Raw genomic sequence first — 17,893 nt, forward strand, 5'->3', positions numbered from 1 at the left:
CTGGCATTACATACTCTGGAAGGTGTCACGCGCCAACATAATGCTGATGATTGCCGACCGCAGTGTATTTAAAACGAAACCCGATGGCGAGGAAAAAGTGGTAGAGGATACCGGTCAAGGACTCGCAAAACGCTTAAAAGCCCGTAAGGCCAGGTGATGGAGAAATTCGATCCGATAGATGTAGAATTCCTGATCAATGAACCTCAGGTCAAAAAAGATTCTGATAGGGTCAAGAAGCATCTTCGGGGCATTGCTCAGGAGGCAGAGGACGTATCATCTGATGTGAATCAACAAATCAGCGGGGGCCTTAAGAATGCCGATATTGAGGTGAATAAAACCACCGCCTCAATTGCCCGTCAGGGTCGCCAATGGAATAGCCTGGGGAATTCTATCAATCAGGTAACCCGGGAACTACCCAACTTCGCCTTTAACGCACAGACAGGTTTTCTGGCCATATCAAACAACATTCCCATCCTGGCCGATGAAATTGCCCGCCTACGAGTTCAGAATACTGCCCTAGCGGCTGAAGGCAAGGCCACCATCCCCGTATGGAGGCAAGTAGCCTCTGGACTCTTTTCCTGGAATACCGTCCTCACCCTTGGGGTAACGCTTCTCACTGTCTATGGAGGAAAACTGGTTACACTTATATCCAATCTGGTAAAAACAAAAGATGAGCTTGATGCCACGAAAAAGGCTCAGGAGGCTCTTAATAAAGCCTTTGAGTCAACTGAGTACATCAAGGCTATCCAGAACGTCAATGACCTGCAGGCAAGCATTAAGTTGGCAAAAGACGGCCTATTGGATAAGGATGACGTCCTCAAGGAGTACAACAAGACACTTGGTCTTACCACCGGTGAGGTTGAGACCCTGGACCAGGCTGAAAAGGAACTCATCAAGAATGCCCCGGCCTATATTGAGATGACCCTCTACAAAGCCGCAGCCGCGCAATCCTCTGCAGATGCGGCCAAAGCCCTGGCCGAAAGTGCTCAGCGCCAACTGGAAATCGAACAAGAGATTGCCGATAAGCAAGTGGAACTTGAGGAGGCACGTCGCAAAGGAGTAGGCAGTTCCAAGCAGGCCCAGGGAATCTTTACCAATATTGAAGAAACGGCTGCCCAGGGTCGGATATCAACTCTTCAAACAGAAATCAATGAACTCATTGAAGAGCAGAATAAGCTTCAGGAGGACGCCGTCAACGTTTTCACCAAACTCAGCGGTAAAGCGGCAGAAATAGCAAAAGCCTATGGCTTTGACCTCACCCCAGGAGGTGATTCAGATTCTCCCGAAATACTCAAACAACGGAAATCACTCCTGGAAAGACTTGCTGCCCTGGATGCGGAATACTCCCGCAAGCAATTTGATCGTGATGAGCAAGAACTTCAGGCTCTGCGGGACAAGTTCGACAAAGTGCGAAGGCTTGTGGAGGAATTCAATCAAGATCCCAAGAATGCCAACGTTCAAATCGATCTCTCTGGTCTGGAGGAGCTTCAGCGCGTCTCTGAAGCAGATCTGCAATTCAAACAACAGACCCGTGCACTCAAGGAAGAGCTCCAGGAGCAGGAGCGCCTTTTCAAGGACTTCGAGGAGGCCAAAAAGCAGTTCGGTATAGAAAAGGCCCGAGAGATGTACCAAGGTCAGCTGGGAGAATTCGATACCTATGCTGAATACCTGCGATCACGTATTGCCGAGAATGAAGACAGCTACGCGGCGGTAGCCGAAAATTATGCCACTGGTGCCCAGGCCGAACGCGTCCGTCTGCTTGATCAGGAGCTCGCCGCCGCCAACCGAGCCCAGCGTGATAAGTACAATGATTTACTGGCCAGCTTGCAATCCTACGAGGAACGTCGCAATCGGATTCTGTCGGATTACCAGGTCCAGCGAAATCAACTATTGGCTGAAGGAGCTGTGTCTGCAGCTGAAGAACTCAAAAAGCAGGTTAAGAATGAGTTGGATGCCCTGGACGAGGCATTTGCAAAGGAGACGGACGAATATAAGGCCCTTATGCGTGGCGTGGAAGGCCTCAGCGAAACGGCTGCCCGTTCCGTTGTTGAGAATGCCCGAAGGATGGTCAATGCCCTCTTAGCCGCTGGTCAACTCAGCGAAGAGGTGGCGCAGGAAATCAACCAGAAGATTAACGCCCTGGAGGAGGACATTGATTCCGATGCTTCTGATAAACTTCAGAAAATCGCCAATGACATTTATGCCATTTCGGACGCCTTCCAAAGATTGGGCGATGAAGTTTCCTATTTTGATCAGGGCCTGGGCGATACCATTTCTACAATTGGAGAACTCGGTCAAGTTGCTGGCGATGCTGTTCAGGCTTATACTAAATTTTCAACAGGTGACATTGTTGGGGGGTTCACTTCTGCCATAAATGCCATTACCGGTATATTCTCAATTGGTCGCCGCGCTCGTGAAAGCGCCCGGAAGGCACGAGCTGAAATACTCCGACTTCAACAACTGGCCGAAGACGGTGAGCGAAGGCTTAATGCCCTGCAGCGCGAACGTAACATAGCACTGGCCGAGGAGGTAGAACTTTCCCTGAAGAACATCCAGGCCCGCCGTGAAGCCCTTAAATTGGCACAGGAACAGTTACGCCAGGATGAAAGGTTGCTCCTGCAGGAACTCCGAAACGAGCAGTACATCGCCTCGAGCCGGACTGAAAAGTATGGGGGCTTTTTAGGCATTGGAAGGAAGACCAAAGTGGTCAATGAGTATGCGGATCTTCTGGGGCTCACCTTTGAAGAGATTGAACGCCTCTACGAGCGTGGCCAGCTGACGGACCGTGCCAAAGAGCTCTTCGAGCAGTTGCGGCAGCTACGCGAGGAAGGGGAAGATATCAATAGGCTTTTGGGTGACCTGGAGGGCCAGGCCAATGAATTATTTACCGGTACCACCAGCGACGCCATTGCCGATAGTATCATCGAGGGCCTCAAGCGCGGCTATGACTCCTTTGAAGATTTCGCCGGGGATATCGAGCGGATCCTGCAGCAGGCAATCTTCAACAGCATCAAATATCAACTCCTGGAGGAGCCCCTCCAGCGTCTATTTGAAGAATTCGCGGCTTTTGCCGAGAGTGAAGGCGAACTCTCAGAGAGAGAAGTCCAGGCAATCCGGGACTCTTACAATGCCCAGGTACAGGCAGCCCTGGATAGGTACAACCAGCTGACCGACGTACTCGATCTCGACGAACTGGATACCGGTACCCAGCAGCGTGGCCTGCAGGGAGCGATCCGAAGGGAGCTTACAGAGACCACAGCCAGTGAACTCACCGGACTCTTCCGGGGCCAATTCGACATCACCAAGCAGCATTTTCAGCTCGATGAACGACGCTTCCTCCTGGAGGAGAAGGGCTACAGTGCCATGATAGATATGCTTACTGCCACAGCCCGCATTGAGGCCAATACGGCTGCAACAGTAACTGAACTGCAACTGGCAGTAGTAGAGCTCAAGGGAATCAATAAGAACACGGAAAAACCTGGAGGCGGAAGCGCCAGGGACATAGGAAGGTAATGTATAAACTCAACGGCATACCGCTTGTAAACTACGGGATCCATCCTGGCAGGGCTCCACTGTCCAATGTGGCTCTGGAGGGTTTTTTGGATATGCCTGAGCGTTTGGGCAAAACCTTCCATGACTGGCTGGATGACGAAGGCCTTGAGCCATACGTGGAGGCCGATGAAATATTCTTCGCCGGACGAACCATAACCTTTTATGGACTCCTTGCGGGGGAAAACCAGCAGGATGCGGTGCTCAAGCTGAGAGAACTCTACGAGGATTTTGGCCGCATCACAGAACTGGTGACCCTTTCTACGGACTGGGGGGACTTTCAGGTTTACCTCAAAGAGAAAATTCAGGTCCGATATGTGGGCCAGGGCTGGGCGCAAATCACCATGCGCCTGCAGCAACCCGTGGTACCCTTACCGGCAGATCCCCTTCCTGAGGAGCGAACCATCGCCCAATATCACATCGACTATGTGCCATTTTCAGCCTTTGGAGCGTTCATAGCTGATACCTCCGGGCAGTATGATCGCCCGGAGCTCAAGGCGGCTGAATTCACTAGCTACAACCAGGAAGGTTATCAGCTGACCAAAATCGGACAATCGGAGATCGACTTGGTGATTTGGTTTGTAGCCACTGATATGCCTTCCCTACAAGCCAATGTTGGACGATTACACGCCCTTTTAGCTGCTCCTGGTACCCGAACCATCAATATTGACGATACCGAACGTGAGGGTTTTGCTGTTGACGGATTTACTGTTGCTCGAATTCGCAACGCCCCCGGCCAATGCCTGGCACAGGTCCGCGTGAAGTTGCTCATGGCATTTGCGGGCACTCCGTTGGTCAATGAGTACCTCCTGGATAATAAACTCCAAGGGATTCTCGATGACCAGGGGCGTTTCATTCAGATCGACCGAAAACAGTACCTCGAGCTCTGGGACGACCGGGGCTATAACATACTTGATGATAAACTACAACCCATAAAATTAGGATAACATGGCCGGATTAAGTTTTTGGAGCACCATGACCAAGCGGGTCAAATCGGCCCTGCTACTCACCGACAAGCTGATGGTGGGCAAACAGGATCAGTCGGATCCCCAATACACAGACTTGCAAGATGTGCGGGATTTCTTGGCAACAGAACCCATCGTGCTCAATGGGTATCGTGTAACTAAAGCGGCCGGAAACAAGGATGAGGCGACCTGGCAACAATACGATGAGTTTTCCGGGGTCGGTGATTGGTACCCGGGGTACCGGGTGACTGGATGGATTAAGAATGCACCGGTAGTGGATCCGGATACTGATACAGTTATCACTTCAAGCTCACAATTATGACAGTACTAACTATTTCCCTGGTGGCCCTGTCCATCAGTTTGGTGGCGTTGGCCATCGCAATACGCGCCGCCCGCAAGCGGCACATCGTCCGGGAGGAGTATCACGACAGATATGTATTTCGGGACCAAGACGGAGTATTCATCACAAGCATCAAAAAATGAAAAAGCACCTTTTAATCGCCATTTTATTACTGATTTCGGCCTCCTTATTTGCCCAGGATCCACCGGCCTCACGTCCGATTGTCAAATCGATAATCCATGTAGCCTCGGCTACGCCTCCTGCCAATCCGATCATCAATGAGAAGTATCTAAACTCGGACGGGTTTTATTACCGGTGGAATGGCAGTACCTGGATTGTGGATGTAGTCGGCGGTGGGGGATCGACTGACTGGGGAGACCTCACCGGCATCCCGGCTGATATCGCAGATGGAGATGATAATACCCAGTTATCTCAATCGGAAGTAGAGAATTTTTACAACCTGCAGGTTCCTATCGTTTCCCAGGCGGTCGCCGAGGCGGGAACATCTACCACTGTGTATCGATGGACGCCTCAGCGCATCTACCAGGCGATACTCGCATTAGCAGCAAGTGGCACAGACGATCAGGTCGCAGCTGAAGTCCCTAGTACTCCCCAGGGCAATCTAGTTGCAACAAACGTCCAGGATGCCCTTAATGAACTACAGAATGAATTGGATGGCGTCTCTGGCAGCACAGATGATCAGATTGCCGGCGAAGTTCCCTATGACAATACAGGGTCCGGATTACTGGCCACTAATGTTCAAAACGCCATTGATGAATTGGAGGACGAGATCGATGGGGTTAGTGCTGCATCTGATTCGGGGAGTGATTACGCTCCGAATATTGAGAATACTGGGACAAATGTGGTTTATGGCAATGGCAATGTTGCAGGAGCCGGAATTGCAAATGGTGAAAAAGTATGGAATTATCACACTGCCAATGACACGATTACACTAGGGGCTGGGATAACCCTTGATGAACACCCTTTTTACATTCAATCCAGGCTGGACTCTGTTTATATAAAGCCTGGAGCATCTTACACATTGGAGACTGAGGACGGTGTGTTGTCCGCAGATGGATACATTGCTTATGCTCGCAAACCGATTTTCGTAAAGCGGATATCATCTGCCGTAGCCTCAAATACTTTTTTTCTTCAGGGGCAACTCACTGAACACACTGAAAACTCATATGATCTTCAGGGATATAATGTTGTGCTTGATTATAATGCTGAGAATCTCACCAATGGGGCTTCTATATCATCATGGGCGACGGATCCCAATAGCAGTGGTACCGCATCAGCAGATCAAGCCACCGGATCGCTACAACCTAGTGTTGTTACAGAAGGTGACGGACATTTAGCAGTTGATTTTGACGGGGTTGATGACTTCTTGTCGCTAGGATCTCAAAGTGATTTTGATCCAGCAATTGGAACGGACACCTTCGCGGTATTTGTAGTGCGAGGAGCAGATCCAGGCCCCGGTGGTACCACGGGGATTTTTTCAGATCGAGAAGGTTCGGCCAGAGATTTGAACATTGGACAGACCGGGACGAGTAATTTTATCATTCAAGTCGGTACATCTACCCATCAGGTTTTTGAGAGTGGTCTTAGCACGACGGCTCCAGTTCTACTAACAGTAGTGGCTTCTACAACTGATGTACAGACTTATACCAACGGCTCTCTTGGCAACAACGATCCAATTGGCGGGTATAATAGTTCTACTCGTGACTTTGTAATTGGTGCGCGATCAGATCCTGGAAGCTACTATGGCGGTACTGTCAGACGCATTGTAGTAGTAAGTCCAGCTCCGAATGCTACAGATCGCGCGGCAATTGAGGCAATATTAACAGCAAACAACATGTAATGAGGTACCTAGCACTATTATTACTTTTCCCGCTGTTTTGCCAAGCCCAATATACCAATGGCGTGTATACCGGACCATGGCGAGAGCTCCGCATTGATAAGGAAAGAAAATGGCACGTGGAATTCGACTGGGAAGCCGTACCTGGAGCAACCGGTTACATAATTGAAGGCAAGGTATGGCCGGATGCCAATGGGTATTACAACGAAGCGGCGAATACAGGGGGGTTCACAGAATGGCCCCGAAATTGCGTGAACGCCACCACTTCAAAGGGCAGTAACACACCAACTGTTTGCGTGAGCGGAACGCATGGCATTGCCTACGGTTTGACTGAAAACACCACCTACTACATTCGTGTGACTGCTGTAAACGCCACCAACAACGACTATAATACTACCCCAAGCTATCATCTATCGGCTCGTACCGGGTTGTTCCCACCTGAGACCACAGTGTATGACAATACTCCCTGGATAAATATCCGTCGCAGCACGGAGCCTTCTCAAGGTAGTTTTGCCTGGTGGATCAATCCATTTGGAAATCGGGAGCGGAAGATTACCGACCGGACCCGAGATGGGAACGACAGAGGCGTATCAATGGGTTATCCGAAGCGAAACCGCACAAAAAGGAGGGTCAACGGGTACGAGTATATCCAGCCTCACGAATTTGGATCCAACCGGATTGTTCTACGAACGGACGACGATAGTTATGATTTGAAAAACCACTTCTTTGAGACCTATGTACCCTTACGAGTAGATGTAACGGATACAATTTTTTGGGATGATGAAGGAGGTAATGAAGAGGTAAATACAGTTGTAAAATACACCAATGGTGCCGGATCGACAATTTACTCATCCTCCCCCCGAGTTTCCGGGAATGGGGCCAGTGGAATATTCCGAAGTGGGGAAAACCGCTTTTCGTGGGACATGAAATACTTTGCCACCGAGGAATACACCAGCGGCAGCAGCGACCCTTACAGCGACCAGCCCGTGGGCGTACTTTACGACATTGAGGCGGACGCCGTAGAACGCACCTTTACGCCTCCGGCAGGCTTCCTTATCGGAAACGGTCAGTTTGACGTTTGTCCGAAAGGGGATTGCGTGATGTTCAACAATGACCAGGGGTCGGGAACTGGGGCTGCCATCCACGTCTATGATGTAGCTACTGGAAATTACCTGGGTAATTTTGAAAACAATACAGCTGGAGGCACCAATGTAGGTGATTATACCGGACACGCAGACGTCGGTATTTCTCAGCAGGGGAACTGCGGGATTGTGGGTCGCAAGGGGGGGAATCTCGTATTTGCCCCTTTCCGGGGTCCGCTTGCCGGGCAGACGCTGAACCTTATTGAAGTGTCAAGCGCGATACGCAAGCCGGAAACGGCCCACGTAGGAACGAACTGGTATCTGCATCGTGGATGGGTTTTGGTTGATACAGGAACAGATGGTGGTCACCCTGGGACGTCCGGCGATTTCAATATGTACTATAATAAAATATGGGCTGTTGCCATTGACGAAAGCGCAGACATTCGCAATCAAAATGCTGTGGCCCGATTCTATGCCATCGGACATGTAAGTGGTACCAAAAGCACGGGGGGAAACCGCGTGGTAAATCACTATGCCAGCGCCAACCCTGACATGACCAAGGTGTTTGCAAATTTGTTCACCCCACGTGATGGAAGCACGAATCACGCCGAAGCCTATGTCATTGAACGAAATACTTTGCACGGTGATGAAATACCATTTACCGCCAATCCAGGCCAAGGCACAAGCACTGAGGCTCAAACTAAAAAAAGCTCGAATTCCCTTTTGTTGGGAGGATAAATAGTAATATGAAAAAACTCAAAGAATCATTCGCAAAATACGGCCCATGGGAATGGGTGGCATTCGTATTTGGATTGGCTGTTACAACCCGGGTATTGTTGCAGTACCTATTTGGGCAATTTGATCATATAGACAGCTGGGAAGAAACCCCCGAATTAATAGTTCCCCTTGGGGCACTAGTGCTGGGCGGGCTTCTAATCGCCGTACCAATGGCCGTAATAGACCTTTTTAGGAAAAAGGCCGGGATGCCTACCCGGGAGGAGATAATACGCGAAAAGCGAAGGGAGGAATGAACATACCTGGAATTAAAAAATGGATCTGGCGATTCACCCATCCGGATAACCCCACTCAAAGGCTTTTTCGGATCATAAATGTGGGGTTGATTATCTCTGTTTTCTTTCTCAACATTGAAAGTTGCCAACAGGATCGGCAGATAAAGGATCAACAGGTTCAAATCGAACGCCAAGACTCCGTCATAACCCAACTCCGTAAAGAGTTGCTGGAGAAAACCATTGCGATTTACGAATTCAATGCCCTGGTACAGGCATCCTACCACAGCCCGGTTCCCCAATGGTCCAAAAAAGTTGTTGGGGATGATTATATCATGAGATGGTTCAATCCAGCATTCGTCGATGTGTTTTTAAGGCCCAATGGAATTGATCCAAAATACTACTTAGGCGAAAACGATTTTGCGGTTTGGGATTCAACTCAGGCTCAAATCTTCCGGTCCAGAGATAGTCTTGTATTCGCTACTAAAAGGCCATTTAGAGGCAAATCATTTGTTTTGGATTCGACTGGCCGACAGAGACTTTGGAATATCAATAAATACCCCGTCTTCTTTGAAGATGAACCTATCTTCATCTCAGGGATTGCCTACCGGGATTCAACAGATCAATAATGACAATCGTATTCCATAGAAGTGGCCAACAGGTAGCTTCAGTAGCTATTGATGAGACTACCGTGTACTCTCAGAAACTCATGGGGGAACATCGAATTCGCATGGAGGTCGTGACCCCCAGCCCATTGCCTATTCAAATCGGAGATTACATCGATTATGGCACTGAGCGGTTCTACCTGAATTCTGCTCCAAACGTTGAGAAGCTCAGTAACTTTACCCACCGCCAGTTAATTGACCTCGAGGGTGAGATCTATTTCCTCTACAACAAGATATTCATGGATGAGGGTCAGGCCGACTTCAGCTACCATGGAGATCCAAATGCGTTTCTGCAGTTGCTTTTGACCAATATCACTGAAATCCAACCGGGATGGTCTATAGCCGCTGTTGATGTGGCTGAAGCTCAAACCCTTTCATTTGCGAATGATACCTGTCGGCAAGCATTAACCAAAGTAGCCGAGGCCTTTGAAATGGAATACAGACTCTCAGGGAAGGCCATTTACTTGCAAAAGAGCGTAGGGGCCCAAACAGCCTATTCGTTCGAGTACGGGCGAGGGAAAGGGCTCTACAGCCTTAACAGGGAAACGGTAGATGAAAAAGGGTTGCTGACAAGGGTATTTGGTTTTGGCGCTAGAAAGAATATCGACACGAGTTACCGAAATGGAGCGACACGCCTGGTATTTGAGGACCGATTTTTGGAGAATAATCAGGCGCTTTACGGCATCCGGGAAGGCGCTGTAACTTTTGATGATATTTTTCCGCAGCGCACCAGCACGGTGACTGCAATTGACGCAGGAGATCCCCTGGAGATCACTGATAACACCCTGGATTTTGACCTGGATGATTACCTAATTGAAGGGACGGTGGCCAAAGTTGTATTCAAGACCGGTGCTTTGGCGGGATATGAGTTTGAAATTGAGCGTTACAGTCATGCGACAAAAACCATCACCTTTCTGCCCTTCCAGGAAGAGAACGGTTACGAATTGCCCAATGCTCTAAATAAACCCGATATCAATGATCAGTATACATTGGTTGATATTCGGATGCCGCAAACATACATCGATGCAGCCGAGGCTATTCTGCAGCAAAGGACACAGGAATATCTCGATGAGAATAGCGTTCCCCGGGTGACCTATAGCATCACCATTGATGAAAAATACGTGAAGGCGCAGGGCGTTACACTTCGCCCTGGGGACATTGTCAATGTAACTGACCCGGATCTTGGAGTCGATGCTGACATTCGAGTTACCGAGGTTGGCTTTCCACTGGTGAACCCATCTCAAATCGCAGCTACGTTCTCTGACACCATACCCTATACCACCCAGGAACGGCTTATTGCCACTGCGGTTGATAATGTGACTCTTACCAAAAATGTAGATCGAAGACGCGCCGAGCTCGCCCGACGTTCTACCGCCCGTCTGCGAAAATTACAGGACTTGGTTTTTGATCCGGACGGCTACTTCGACCCTGTCAATATCAAACCATTGAGCATTGAGACCCTCATGCTTTCTGTAGGGGCGAAAAGCCAAAACTTTGGACTCATGTCCGTTGCCCTTTTGCCTAATGCTGGAGGCGACCCCAATGCATTGAACATTACCGCCGGTCAGCTGGTGCATTACGAGATTGAGATTGAAGGTCTTGGATATATCTGGGTGATGGATCCCAGGAATTTCGCTGGTCTCGATCCTCTCAAGCCCTATTATCTCTATGCCAAATGTAGCACAGCCGCATTAACTGGGGTTTGGGAATTGAGCGAGGTATCTATTGGTGCGGAAGACATTACCGGGCAGTATCACTTCGCACTCGGAATTCTCTACCCAGTAGCCGATGGACGTAGAGATTTTGACTTTACCAACGGGATGACTTTCATAAATGGCGATACCATCACCACAGGCACAATAAAAAGCCTTGACGGTCTCTGTTATTTCAACCTTACTGAAGGAAAACTATTTGTAGGGGATGGCCAGTATTCATTTGATTGGAATGTTACAAACCCTGGGAGGCTGACCATCAGAGGAAGCATCATACAAACTCCTGCCGGAGATCCGGTCGTACTGCCTAATCTGCGCGGTGCTTACAGCGGGGCCGCCAGTTACTTCGAGGGAGACGTAGTTACCTACCTGGGAGATAGCTACCGCAATATCACGACGGCTGCCACAACAGGCATACTACCTACCAATGGCACCCATTGGGAACTCTTTTTGCCGCAGGGTGCAGACGGCGCTGATGGAGCACAAGGTCCACAGGGACCTGCTGGTGCTGACGGTGCTGACGGCCAGGATGGAAATGACGGACCTGGGATCGTCTATCGAGGATCCCATAGCGCAACTGCCGTATATTACAACAATCCCCTTCGTCGGGATGTCGTATTACATTCAGGGGTATATTACCTATACAATGGGGTAGACGGTGGATCCGGAACATTCAATATATCCAACTGGGAAAACTTTGGAGCGCAATTTACCTCCGTGGCAACGGACCTGCTTTTGGCCGAGCAGGCAAACATCGCCGATTGGCGTATTAAATCAGGCAAAATCAGTTCTCAACAGGAGGTAGATGGTACCCCGAAAGCGGTGTTAGATGGCAACAACGGGAAAATTACACTCTACAACGAATCCACAGTTTATAACACCACGGGCAGCCCCACTGGTGGGGTCGCCCATACCATTGAATTAGATGCTGTTTATGGTGGATTTAGAGCCTTTCGACCAGCTGCGAGTGATCAACCTGCCTCTGAGGTACGAATTCGCCCGGACCATGTGAGAATCACTGGCGCCCAGTCAAAGGGTGGCGGTGATGTTTATTTGGGTCAGCGAATAGGAATTGAAGCGGACGTAAGCGCCCGGCAACGTTATGCGGTTCAAACCGAATACATAGCTGCAATCTATGGCAATGCCAACAATACGGAGGGGAGTAATCCAGCTCCGGCCTATGGTGGGTACTTCGAAGGAATTCGTATCGGAGGCCGCGTGACCAATAAGATCAAGAGTGTTACCACCAACAATACGCTTTCACGCACGGACTATTTCGTGATGGTGAAGAACACCGGTAGCGCAATAACAATCACTCTTCCCGCGAATCCTGTTGTCGGCGACACCTATGTGGTTAAGCGGGCAAATACCGGAGGGGTATTTGTCAGCGGAGGAACAATTGACTTGTACCACGATCAAAATGAGGGCACTTCACTTGGTATTGGAAGCGTAGGAGAGGCATTCCTATGCATTTACGATGGGACATTCTGGCAAATTCACATCTTCGCGTAGGATAGGGTATACACCAGGTTTTGTAGAATCCTCTCCCTCAGCGTGTGTATTTTTCAGTGTACTATTCAATTTACAAATCGTGTACTTTTCATTTTTCCGATTATAGGTTGAAAGTGGGGCGGGCGGGCAGCACAAAAGCAGAAAAAATCGGCAGGGTGTGTGCTAAAAAACCAGGGGCGTGCCCGGAAAAAAATCTCAAAAAAATAAAATTCTGGGCGCCAGGGAGATAGAAAACCCTTAAAAAAATTTTAACATCCAGCGGATAGGGTAAACGGGTATATAACTGTTATAACCCCAAAAAACAACACACCATGAAACGAGTAAACATGAAACGAACGATTCAATCTGTAATCCTCGCAACGGCAGTAACCGCTTTTACTGCATGCAGCAGCGACGACGGAGGTGAATCCATGCCGGAGGAAACCTCGCAGACAACCTTTAAAATCACCGATGCCCCTATTGACGACGCCCAGGTGGAAGGCGTCTTTGTCACCCTGGCCGACGTCCGCGTCGACGGGCAGTCCCTGGAGGGATTCTCCAAGACCACCATCGAACTTTCCGCCCTGGTGGAAGGGCAAACCCTGACACTCGGGGAGCTCGACCTGGCTGCGGACAGCTATTCCTCCCTGGAACTGGTCCTGGATACGCAAACCGATGCGGCCGGGAACACCCCGGCCAATTACATCGCCCTGGCCAACGGGACAAAAGAGGAGCTCGAGGCTTCGGCCGAAACCATCCGCGTGACCGACGGCTTTGAGGTCATCGCCGGTGCAGCCAACGAAATCGTCATCGATTTTGACCTGCGGAAAACCATCACCAAGTCGCAGGGGGCCCTGGAGGCCGATTACGCCTTTGCCTCCACGAGCCAGCTCGAGGCAGGTATCCGCGTGGTTAACGAACAGGCAACCGGCGAGATTGAAGGTACTGTTACCGATTCCCAGGACTACGCAGAAACCATTATCGTTTACGCCTACCCGGAAGGGACCTTCAATGCGGAGGCTGAAACCCAGGGCGAAGTGCAATTTGCCAATGCGGTGACCAGCAGCAAGGTGAGCGGCCTGGACAATTCCTACAGCCTGAATTTCCTGGAGGAAGGCACTTACGAGCTGGTCTTTGCATCCTATGAGGAAACCGAAGGCAGCGTGAATTTTGCAACCCTCCTGGAAGTGGAATCCACCACCGGGCTGAACCTCGGGGCACTGACCCTGTCCGCCGCCCTGCAACTCAGCGCGAACGTAACCGTAACCGGGACGTTGTAACCCCGGATAAAACCGGATCAAATATCTGAATGAAGCCCCAGCGGAATGCCGTTGGGGCTTATTTATGCTCCCTATCGGAGCGAATAGTGGCAGCAAATCCATTGGAGCAAATATTCGAACCGTCCGGGCACCCCTGTCCCCTGTGATCATCTTATCTTATGGGTATTCAAGTTAATAACAACAAAAACCCATATCATGACGAATGAAGAATTGAAAGGAAAATGGAATCAGGTGAAAGGCAAGTTCAAGCAACGCTATGGCAACCTGACGGACGACGACGTCACCTTCTCAGAAGGCAAGTTCGACGAAATGCTTGGGCGCATCCAGGAAAAAACCGGGAAGCGCAAGGAAGAAATCCGCAAGGAGATCGAAACCTGGTAACTTAGAACTGCGGGTTAGTTCCCCCGCTACCCGCAATTATAAAACCAGCCCCTGAAGGCTGGTTTTTTTCATAATTAATGTGTCGTTGCAAATTCAATGCAAATGGAAATCGGAATTTTCACAATGCAAATAGGACTTGCCCTGGTTTCCGGGCTTTTAATGGGTCTGGAACGGGAATACAAGGGCAAAAGTGCCGGCTTGAAAACCCAGGGCCTGGTAGCATTGGGCGCCTGTACCTTTGTGAGCCTGTCCATGAATTATGCCGGGGAGGAATATGTGGATATGACCCGTGTGCTAAGCCAGGTGGTCATCGGTATCGGTTTTCTGGGCGGCGGGGTGATCCTGCAAAAAGGCAACAAAATTAAGGGCCTCACCACTGCTGCCACAGTTTGGTGTGCGGCTGCCGCGGGTTGCCTGGCCGGGACGCAGATGTACGCCGAGCTGGTAGTGCTGACAGCCTTTGTGGTGGTGGTGAACCTCGTTTTTGGCTGGATCGATTCTAAAGTTGGGGAGGTTGGATAATCGCGATGGGTATACTATTACTCTGAATACTGAGCTTAGGTGGGTAGGGATCAATAAACACGCTACTCCCTAGTATACCCGGCTCACGTTCGAATGCCTACTTAGTTTCAACGGAGCACATTTAAAACCGTAGCAAATGTCATGTATTATAGCTCGGCCCAAATACCTGAAATTATTTGAATTATATAACAAACCTGAGGGGCGATGGGAAAACAAACGGAATAAAGTAGGAATCCGCATTAGCCTCAAAGTTATATATCGAGTTGGCCCTATCCTAATTTTAGGTATGATTCACAGGAGTGGTAAACCGTATTATCTTTCGATATGGTTGTGAATTGCTTTCAGAATCCTAATTTTAGGTATGATTCACAGGTTCAGCTTTCATTCCTTGCTGTCTTTTAGGTTGTGAATTGCTTTCAGAATCCTAATTTTAGGTATGATTCACAGGTTCAGCTTTCATTCCTTGCTGTCTTTTAGGTTGTGAATTGCTTTCAGAATCCTAATTTTAGGTATGATTCACAGGCGTAGCCGATATCGGAAGAATGAGTGATGCGTTGTGAATTGCTTTCAGAATCCTAATTTTAGGTATGATTCACAGGAACCTGCAATACGCAAGCCATGAAGCCAAGTTGTGAATTGCTTTCAGAATCCTAATTTTAGGTATGATTCACAGGAGCGCCGCCCTGACCGGGCTGTGCCCATAGTTGTGAATTGCTTTCAGAATCCTAATTTTAGGTATGATTCACAGGAACCGGCGGGCTGAACTCGGCCGGAGTGAGTTGTGAATTGCTTTCAGAATCCTAATTTTAGGTATGATTCACAGGTTGAATAACTCACGATATATCGTATTTATAGTTGTGAATTGCTTTCAGAATCCTAATTTTAGGTATGATTCACAGGAAAAAATGACAAGAGATGAATTCAGAGAGCGTTGTGAATTGCTTTCAGAATCCTAATTTTAGGTATGATTCACAGGAAATAGTGTACGAGGATTTTGGCAACCCCTGTTGTGAATTGCTTTCAGAATCCTAATTTTAGGTATGATTCACAGGCATACCGAGTGGGAGTTGCAGCGGGTAGGGTTGTGAATTGCTTTCAGAATCCTAATTTTAGGTATGATTCACAGGTGCCGTAGCGGGACCACCGTGACGGGCTACGTTGTGAATTGCTTTCAGAATCCTAATTTTAGGTATGATTCACAGGAATTCAGCGAAAAGCAGTCGGTTAATGGCAGTTGTGAATTGCTTTCAGAATCCTAATTTTAGGTATGATTCACAGGTTTCCGGTTTGATCAAACCGGCAGGGTTCCGTTGTGAATTGCTTTCAGAATCCTAATTTTAGGTATGATTCACAGGTTGTGGATAAGCTCATAAGCTATTCAATCGTTGTGAATTGCTTTCAGAATCCTAATTTTAGGTATGATTCACAGGATTAACAGCAGCGTCGGCCACCGCTTCAATGTTGTGAATTGCTTTCAGAATCCTAATTTTAGGTATGATTCACAGGAATTTTTTTGTTGTTCGTAATGCCGTTCAGTTGTGAATTGCTTTCAGAATCCTAATTTTAGGTATGATTCACAGGCCAACCAAGAAAAAGAACAAGGCCGCTCTTGTTGTGAATTGCTTTCAGAATCCTAATTTTAGGTATGATTCACAGGATACCAGCCACAACAGACTGGTATCCTGTTTGTTATATATACCGCCAGGATTATTGAATATGAAAGATGTTAAAGATTGATTTAAGGGTATTTAGAAAGTTTTTCAATTCAGAAAAGCTCCAATTGCTGGCTTGGCGATTCCGGTTCAACTTCTTTTTGTCCATGGAATAACTCAATCATTCCAAATTGCTTATCGGTAACTTGCATGATTCCCACCTTCCCCTTTTTGGGCAACGCGTTTTTTGTCCTTCGAATATGAACTGCCGCATTTTCTCGACTCGGGCAGAAACGCATGTAAATACTGAATTGAAACATTGCGAATCCGTCATTCAACAAATTCTTTCTAAACCGGGCAGCTACCTTTCGTTCCGTTAGCGTTTCCGTCGGCAAGTCAAAAAACACAAGTACCCACATACTACGGTATTGGTTTAAGCGAGAAAATCGATTTACAGTCATATTGAACTGGGCAGGCTTTCCAATACACGTTATTAGAATTCAGGATACAGCAATTTTCGACTGCTTCCCACAAAACAGGTATATAGGCTATTTGTTGTTCGGCTCATGGCATTCATTAGCGGGCTCTGCCTACCATCGATCATCACATCTATCGCCGGAATGCGCAATAACTCACTTTTAAGATTCTTATTAAGGTCTTCAATCTGACAACCAGAATCCACTATATCATAAACCAATGAATCGACATAAGGGCGATAGGGCTCCATGATGTCGTCAGCCAAGCAAAAGGCGTTATACTTATTCTTATGAAAAATTCCCAATGAAGGCAACAACCCACTACTGCTAATTGCCCGGGCTGCTACTGCCCGAAGTATGGCATAGCCGTAATTCAAGAGATTATTTGGAGGAATCCCTTTTTGATTCCGGCTGAAGCCGGGAATATCAAAAAGGTTTTGGAAGTAATAGGCCGCGGCAATGGCCTCATGATTTTCCCCATCCCCGCTTTTAACCTCCCTGGCCCAGCGTTTTAGCTTCAAAGCATTCTTGCCGAGTTGCAGCAAATGCCCAGCTTGGTTTCCAATTTTGGATGATACCGTCTGTTGCCACAGTTGCTTTTTAAGAGGCACACTGGCACTTAGTTGGGCTCGCATACGTTCAGTCTGCTCTGTATGACCCACAATGGCTTGTAGAAATCCTGAGGGCATGTGCTGACAGTCACATGTAATCACGGCAGTCTTATTCTGAACGAGTTTCATCAAAAGGCCATTCGTGACGGTTATCTGGGGATCCTCAAGAACTACATATCCCAAATCTTCGATAGGAATGGTTTTCTCGTTATCTTGTTGATCTGGAAAACTAACAACTAGTTGCTCATTTCGAGTACTGAGGTAGGCGGGGTTACCAAAAAATAGAGTTCGTTTGATCATAT

The 17,893-nt window shown here is 48.4% G+C and carries 14 protein-coding genes and 1 CRISPR repeat array; of the genes, 12 read left to right on the plus strand and 2 right to left on the minus strand.

What is annotated here, in order from left to right:
• Positions 1 to 156: 156 nt before the first annotated feature.
• From AC3DKS_RS04125 to AC3DKS_RS04180, 12 genes are all read left to right on the plus strand, one after another.
• Positions 157 to 3,513: a coiled-coil domain-containing protein gene (locus AC3DKS_RS04125; protein WP_474730835.1), complete on the plus strand. Its 3,357-nt coding sequence runs from the start codon at positions 157 to 159 to the stop codon at positions 3,511 to 3,513.
• Positions 3,513 to 4,496 carry a hypothetical protein gene (locus tag AC3DKS_RS04130; RefSeq protein WP_474730837.1) on the plus strand — a complete coding sequence of 328 codons (984 nt, stop codon included), beginning with the start codon at positions 3,513 to 3,515 and terminating at the stop codon, positions 4,494 to 4,496. The genes AC3DKS_RS04125 and AC3DKS_RS04130 overlap by 1 nt, the downstream gene beginning before the upstream one ends.
• Position 4,497: 1 nt before the next feature.
• A complete protein-coding gene (locus AC3DKS_RS04135; RefSeq protein WP_474730839.1) occupies positions 4,498 to 4,836 on the plus strand; it encodes a hypothetical protein in 339 nt (112 codons plus the stop codon).
• A complete protein-coding gene (locus AC3DKS_RS04140; protein WP_474730842.1) occupies positions 4,833 to 4,997 on the plus strand; it encodes a hypothetical protein in 165 nt (54 codons plus the stop codon). Before AC3DKS_RS04135 ends, AC3DKS_RS04140 begins: the two co-directional genes overlap by 4 nt.
• On the plus strand, positions 4,994 to 6,715 hold the full coding sequence (locus tag AC3DKS_RS04145) for a hypothetical protein (protein WP_474730844.1): 1,722 nt from the start codon (positions 4,994 to 4,996) through the stop codon (positions 6,713 to 6,715). Before AC3DKS_RS04140 ends, AC3DKS_RS04145 begins: the two co-directional genes overlap by 4 nt.
• Entirely contained in the window at positions 6,715 to 8,532 is a 1,818-nt protein-coding gene (locus tag AC3DKS_RS04150; protein WP_474730847.1) for a fibronectin type III domain-containing protein, read from the plus strand. The genes AC3DKS_RS04145 and AC3DKS_RS04150 overlap by 1 nt, the downstream gene beginning before the upstream one ends.
• A gap of 8 nt (positions 8,533 to 8,540) precedes the next feature.
• Positions 8,541 to 8,825, plus strand: coding sequence for a hypothetical protein (locus AC3DKS_RS04155; RefSeq protein ID WP_474730848.1), 285 nt, complete (start codon positions 8,541 to 8,543; stop codon positions 8,823 to 8,825).
• Positions 8,822 to 9,430 (plus strand): PAS domain-containing protein, encoded by a 609-nt coding sequence (locus AC3DKS_RS04160; protein ID WP_474730851.1) that lies wholly within the window; start codon positions 8,822 to 8,824, stop codon positions 9,428 to 9,430. Before AC3DKS_RS04155 ends, AC3DKS_RS04160 begins: the two co-directional genes overlap by 4 nt.
• A 101-nt stretch (positions 9,431 to 9,531) precedes the next feature.
• Positions 9,532 to 12,690, plus strand: coding sequence for a hypothetical protein (locus AC3DKS_RS04165; RefSeq protein WP_488072522.1), 3,159 nt, complete (start codon positions 9,532 to 9,534; stop codon positions 12,688 to 12,690).
• Positions 12,691 to 13,001: 311 nt separating this feature from the next.
• A complete protein-coding gene (locus AC3DKS_RS04170; RefSeq protein ID WP_422019259.1) occupies positions 13,002 to 13,949 on the plus strand; it encodes a DUF4382 domain-containing protein in 948 nt (315 codons plus the stop codon).
• Between the two features lie 195 nt (positions 13,950 to 14,144).
• Positions 14,145 to 14,330 carry a CsbD family protein gene (locus AC3DKS_RS04175; RefSeq protein ID WP_272606730.1) on the plus strand — a complete coding sequence of 62 codons (186 nt, stop codon included), beginning with the start codon at positions 14,145 to 14,147 and terminating at the stop codon, positions 14,328 to 14,330.
• Positions 14,331 to 14,453: 123 nt separating this feature from the next.
• The gene (locus AC3DKS_RS04180; RefSeq protein ID WP_272606731.1) at positions 14,454 to 14,852 is read left to right on the plus strand and encodes an MgtC/SapB family protein; all 399 of its coding nucleotides are present in this window, start codon (positions 14,454 to 14,456) and stop codon (positions 14,850 to 14,852) included.
• A 327-nt stretch (positions 14,853 to 15,179) separates the two neighbouring features.
• Positions 15,180 to 16,509: direct repeats of the CRISPR family, unit length 46 nt; unit sequence GTTGTGAATTGCTTTCAGAATCCTAATTTTAGGTATGATTCACAGG.
• Between the two features lie 108 nt (positions 16,510 to 16,617).
• Here the strand turns inward: AC3DKS_RS04180 and cas2 are convergent.
• Both cas2 and cas1 read right to left on the minus strand, forming a co-directional pair.
• On the minus strand, positions 16,618 to 16,923 hold the full coding sequence (gene cas2, locus AC3DKS_RS04185; protein WP_272606732.1) for a CRISPR-associated endonuclease Cas2: 306 nt from the start codon (positions 16,921 to 16,923) through the stop codon (positions 16,618 to 16,620).
• A gap of 74 nt (positions 16,924 to 16,997) precedes the next feature.
• Positions 16,998 to 17,891 (minus strand): type II CRISPR-associated endonuclease Cas1, encoded by an 894-nt coding sequence (cas1, locus tag AC3DKS_RS04190; protein WP_272606733.1) that lies wholly within the window; start codon positions 17,889 to 17,891, stop codon positions 16,998 to 17,000.
• Positions 17,892 to 17,893 lie beyond the last annotated feature (2 nt).

It is taken from the genome of Robiginitalea sp., from assembly GCF_982776155.1.